Below are 5,898 nucleotides of genomic sequence, written 5' to 3'. Positions count from 1 at the left end.
GCTTCTTTGTGCATAACGATCAGCATGATTAGTGACTCGAATTAATTGACTTCTTCTCGCTTCAAGTTTTCCCAAGTTCTCTGGGGATTTGTTGTTCTTCAATCTTTTGGTAGAAACTTTGTATAATTGCAATCTTTTTCACGGCTAGAGGGGAGGTTTGATTGTTGAGTTGAGTGCTGCCTAAATTCAGGCCGATCAGGATGGCTTTGAGGCAAATTTTCAAGCCGTCGCTTCCAATCGTCTTAAAAGATTCTTACGTTGCTCTGCGCTTGGCTTGCTGTTTGCCTGGTTTTTGCTTTTTCTGTTTCATTCGTGCAAATGCAGGCTTGATTAGAATCATCTCAATCAAATGATTGTGATTGGCTTTAGGTCAGATGCTCAATATGCCGTTGATGCATAAAACCTGATTTCATGCTTTGAAGGCCTTGGGCAAGCTGAGTGGTCTGTAATTTCAGAACTCTTTAGTCTCAAGCTGAGCCTTCTTGTTCCATGGCATTCTGAGTTGATGAGGGTTTTGATCTTCACCTCCAGCGGTGGTACGGCTCATGATGCAGCGGCGTATGCGATCGAGGCCTGGCTAAAACGCTGGGATCCAGATGGGGAGGTTCTGGTTGAGCACGTACTTGAGAACGCGAGCGTCTTCACCCGGGCAGGAGTCGCTCTTTACAACTGGATCCAGCGCCATGGCCCCTGGATGCATCAGATCTATTGGCGTGTTGTGGAGTTTGAGGATGTAACCAAGCCCGGCACCCTGCTTGCTGGTCGTTTCTATGTGATCAAGCTGTTGCGCAAGTTTCAGCCAGATCTGCTGATCTCTACCCATCCCCATATCAACCGCGGCCATTTCGATTTGGCTCGGCGGGTTTGCCCCAATTTGCGCTGCATCACCTGCTGCACCGAGCTCGATGGGGGCTTTGGGTTCAGTCGCAATTGGCTCACGAGGAGCGCGGATGCTTTCTGGACGCTGACCCCAGAGGTGAGTGCAGATGTACGCCGTAGGGGCTACAAACGGGTCCCGGCTCCGGCCTTGGGACCTTTGTTTGATCCAGCTTTTGAGGAGGAGCTCGCCCAGCCGGAACGTGACATGAGTCCTGATCAGTTGCCGTTATTGGTTCTAGGGGCAGGTGCCAATGGTGCCAACAATCACATTCGCTTGCTCGAGGTGTTGCTGCCCTTAGCAGGCAGGCTGCGTGTCGTGGCTTTATGTGGTCGCCGTCAGGCTGCTCTGGATCAACTTCGGCAATGGGCTGAGCAGCATCCCCAACTCTCCCTGACGCCGTTGGGCTTCCAGGGTCCTGGTGCGATGGCGAAGTTGTACAAACAAGCTTGGGCGATGGTGGCGAGGCCAGGGGCGCGCACAGCCACGGAAGCCTTGGCCGCAGGCACGGTGCTGATTTTCAATGGTTTCGGGATGACGATGCCCCAGGAGCTGTTGGCCCGTCGCTATTTCCAGGCCAGACAGATTGATTGCTGCATCCGCAAGCCTCAGGATTTACTGGAGCTTTGCCGCGGCTGGTTGGAACAACCGCAGCACTATCAGAAACTCAAAGCGCAGGTAGCGAGACACGCACTAGTGGCTGATCGAGAGGCGATTCGTTCGCTTCTGTTGGCTAGATACTCTGCAAAGGGATGACGGGATTGGATCGTCCGGACACGCTCAATCAGCAGGAGCCGATTGCGGTCATCGGCATGGGCTGTCGGCTGCCTGGTGGTGTCGAGAGCTCCGACGATTTTTGGGATCTTTTGGTTGAGGGGCGAGACGTGATCGGGGAGATCCCTCCTGAACGTTGGGATCCACAACGTCATCACGATCCAGACCCGCGTCGCCCGCTTCACCAGCACGTCCGCCGCGCCGGACTGGTGGACGGGATCGATCGGTTTGATCCGGGCTTTTTTGGGATTAGTGGCCGGGAAGCGCAGTGCATGGATCCTCAGCAGCGCCTGCTTCTGGAGGTGTGCTGGCGTGCGATTGAGGGGGGCGGTCAGCCGATCGAACAGCTTCGCGGCCGCCCTGTGGGTGTGTTTATGGGCATCTCCAGTGCCGACTACAGCGCATTGTTATGGGCCTCGGAAGCGCAGTACCTCACGCCCGACAACGAGCCCTTCATCCTTACCGGCAACACCGGTTGCATCGCAGCGAACCGTATTTCCTACGCCTTCGACTTCAAAGGCCCGAGCTTCACGGTGGATACCGCTTGCTCTTCGTCGTTGGTTGCGGTGCATCTGGCCTGCGAGAGTCTGCGCCGCGGTGAGTCCGAGTTTGCACTCGCTGGTGGTGTGCAGGCCTTAATCCATCCCGGCATACAGATGAGCTTCTGCAAGGCCGGGTTGCTGTCGCCATCAGGGCGCTGCCGCAGTTTTGATGCTGAGGCGGATGGCTACGTGCGTTCCGAAGGTGCCGGTGCTGTATTCCTCAAGCCGTTGGGGGCAGCTCTGCGCGACGGTGATCCGATTGAGGCGGTGATTCGTGGCACGGCGGTGAATTCCGATGGCCGCAGTCAGGGGATTGCGGCGCCTAGCCAGAAGGCACAGATGGCTTGCGTCCAAGCCGCCTATACCGCTGCTGGGCTGTCGCCTGCGGCAGCGCAATATGTGGAAGCCCATGGCACGGGGACCCGTCAGGGCGATCCCATCGAACTGCGCGCCTTGGGTGCCGTGCTCGGAGCTGGGCGATCAGCGATGAAGCCTTGCCTCGTGGGTTCAGTGAAGAGCAACCTCGGCCATGGCGAAACCGCCGCAGGGATTACGGGCCTGATCAAGACGGTGTTGTGCCTGAAGCGTCGCCAGATTCCGGCCAGTTTGCATTACAGCCGCCCGAACCCAAGTGTCGATATGCCTGGGCTTGGACTCAAGGTGTCGGATGCGCTGATGCCGTTCCCTGCGGAGGATCAAGAGCTTGTTGCCAGCGTTAGCTCCTTCGGCTTTGGCGGGACCAATGCTCATGCCGTTCTCAGCGCTTCCCCTGAGATTGATGGAGGCTGCGCTCAAGCCTCCGCCTCTGCGGCTCCTGCCTTGCAGCTGCTTTGGCTGAGTGCTCGCTCCCCCGAAGCGCTTGCCCTCCTTCGTAGGGATTACGCGGAATGGCTGGAGGCCAATCCCGAGGTGGAGATCGCTGATCTTTGCGCCAGCACGCATTTGAGAAGGTCGCAGTTCCCTCATGCCCTTGCCCTCATTGCGGGGAGCCGCCAGGAGTTGCTGAATCAATTGCTTGGTGAGGGTGCTGCTGCCTGGTCTGGAGAGGTGCCATCCAAGGGACAAGCCGCTCTACCAGCGTCTTTCCAGAACCTTCAATTCAAAATGCTGTCTCCTGGTGCCTCCGGTCGGCGAAGGCTCGAGGAGCTGGTGGAGGCATTGGCATCAGGAGCTCCAATGTCTTGGTCCAAATGGCATCAGGGCGCTGACTGGTGCTGGGTGCAACCGCCTGGACACCCCTTTCTCCGCTCTCGCTTCTGGTGGAGCTCAATGGAGACGGCGCCAAAGGATGCCAAAGCCAGTCTCTGGTTGGATCACCTTGGTTTGACAAGCCCTGCGCCAAAAGCTCAGGCAGCGTTGCGGCTGCAACGCCTGGATTTGCCAGGAGCGTCGCAGCATTGGAGCGTGGAGCTGGACGCTGACTGTGTTCCAGACCTGAAGCATCACCGGCTTGGTGGTCAGCCCGTGTTTGCAGCGGCTAGTTATCTGGCGTTGGTTCTCGACTGGCTGCGGTCGCGGAAGCAGGCGCTGCAGTTGGGTGTCGTGCAATTGGAACGGCCGCTCTGGCTCCATGACGGACCGGTGCGACTGCAAGCGCTCCTTCATGGACAGGAGCTCTCGCTGCATAGTCGCCCTGTTTCTGGTGATGATTCCTGTGACTGGCATTTGCATGGTCAAGTGCAGCTGGCTGTAGACGCTGCTGAGGCTCCCTCGTTGCCAGAGCAGGGATTGATGCCGAACTCACACGTTGAAAGGCAAACGCCGGAAGCGTTGTACGGCGCCTTGCAGCAGTTAGGGCTCAGCTATGGACAGACGTATCGGCCTATTCGTGAGTTCTGGGTTGACGGGCTTTGCGCTGAAGCGATGCTCACGCGGCCGGAGGGGGCTGCGGATCGCTGTCTGATCGATGGTTGTTTTCAGCTGGTTGCGGCCGTGATCGCTCAGGAGTCGGCTGCAGCTCAGTTGCTGCTCCCTACTGGGGTGGAATCCGTTCACTTTGGATGCTGGCCCCTGCCGGATGCATTGCGCTGCCGGCTGCAGCTGCGGGAGTCGAGCCTAGAACAGCAAGGCGCCGAAGCGAGAGGCCATCGGGTGGCGGATCTGGACTTGCTCGACAGTGTGGGTGCTCCGATCGGTTCGATTCGAGGTCTGCAGTTGCGAGCGCTGTCGCGCACCATGCTCGATCTCATGGTTCCTGTGGTCCCTGCCTTACCGGCGGCGAGGCTTTTGGAGGATGGTTGGTCTGCGCTGCCGGCCGGAGCGCTGTCCGAGTGGAGCCCGGTGGCAGCGGAGCCGATCAGTTTGATTGCTTTGGGAGAGATCCCCGAAACGGTCCAGGCCTGGTGCGACCAGCAAGCGATTGCCCCCATCGTGATGGACGAGTCTGCTGATCCCGCCACGTTGGTGCCCGCCCTCGTGCAGACGCTGCAGGCCCTGCCGCTGCAACGTCCGCGTCAGCTGTTTGTGCTGTTGCCGCATCTCTCCTCTCCGGTCGTGGGAGCCGTGCAGGCGGCGGTCCGCTGCCTGGCTCAGGATTGTCCGGCCTGGCGTTGCAGCACGATCACCCTGAAGGGTGAGCCCTTGTCATCGCCTCAATGGCAACGGTTGCTAGCGGCGACGGGCGGTGACGCTGAGCTGCGCTGGTGTGGAGAAGACCGGATTGAAACCCGCTGTTTGCATCCGATTGATGCCGATCGGTTTCGGGTCTTGGCGGATGGCAGCGGCAGATTGGAGGGGCTGGTGCATGCGCCCCTGCCCCTCGCTCGGCTTCTTCCAGGCGAGCTGGAAATAGCAGTGGAGGCCACCGGGCTCAATTTCCGCGATGTCTTAAATGCTCTCGGTCTGCTGCAGACCCATAACCAGTCGTTGGGGCTGAGGGCTGATGCCCAGCTGCCGTTCGGGGGAGAAGCGGTCGGCCGCGTGGTGGCTGTGGGCCCGGGGACCGATCCTTGCTTACTGGGAACCAGGATGTTGGCGGCGCTCACCCTGGGGAGCTTGGCGAGCCATGTCACCTGTCGGGCCAACCTGTGCGTTCCCTGGCCTGAATCCTTGGATCCAGTCTTGGGTGCAAGCCTGTCGACGGCCTATCTCACCGCCGAACACGGACTTGAGCAGCTTGCTCAGCTTCAGCCGGGGGAGACCGTGCTCATTCACGCTGCCGCCGGTGGGGTTGGGCAAGCTGCATTGCAAGTGGCCTTGCGCTGCGGTGCTCGCATCTTGGCCACAGCGAGTGCGGCTAAGCAGGCTGCCCTATTGGAGCAGGGGGTGGATGCCGTCTTCGATTCTCGCTCCACCGCATTCGCGGATCAGGTGCTGGAGCACACCGGAGGTCGTGGCGTTGATGTGGTGCTCAACAGCCTGAAAGGGGAGTGGGTGGATGCCAGTTTCCGTGCTCTCGCTGAGGGGGGGCGGTTTGTAGAGCTCGGCAAGCTGGAGGTCTGGAGTGATCAACAGGTGCGGGAGCGGCGCCCAGATGTGACCTACCACCGATTTGATCTGCTCGAGTTGGCGGCAAGGGATCCCCAGCCCTTGCGACAGCGACTGCTGGCTCTGGTTGAGGCGGTCCAGCAGGAGCGAGTGAAGGCTTTGCCGACCTCCGCTTTCCCATTGGCCCAGTGCAAAGACGCCTTTCGGCTGATGGCCCAGGGCCGGCATGTGGGCAAGTTGGTGATCACCTTGCCCACACAGGCGCCCCCTTGCCGCATC

Annotated in this window: 2 protein-coding genes; both read left to right on the top strand. The window is 59.5% G+C overall.

Features of this window, described 5'->3' with window-relative positions:
- Nucleotides 1–505: 505 nt before the first annotated feature.
- A complete protein-coding gene (locus NCN04_RS06785; protein WP_250395586.1) occupies nt 506–1,633 on the top strand; it encodes an MGDG synthase family glycosyltransferase in 1,128 nt (375 codons plus the stop codon).
- On the top strand, nt 1,630–5,898 hold a 4,269-nt coding region (locus NCN04_RS06780), incomplete at its 3' end, for a beta-ketoacyl synthase N-terminal-like domain-containing protein (RefSeq protein WP_250395585.1). The genes NCN04_RS06785 and NCN04_RS06780, both read left to right, overlap by 4 nt.

Source organism: Synechococcus sp. MU1655 (assembly GCF_023630655.1).
GTDB lineage: Bacteria > Cyanobacteriota > Cyanobacteriia > PCC-6307 > Cyanobiaceae > Synechococcus_C.
This window is presented reverse-complemented; position numbering and strand designations above follow the sequence as displayed.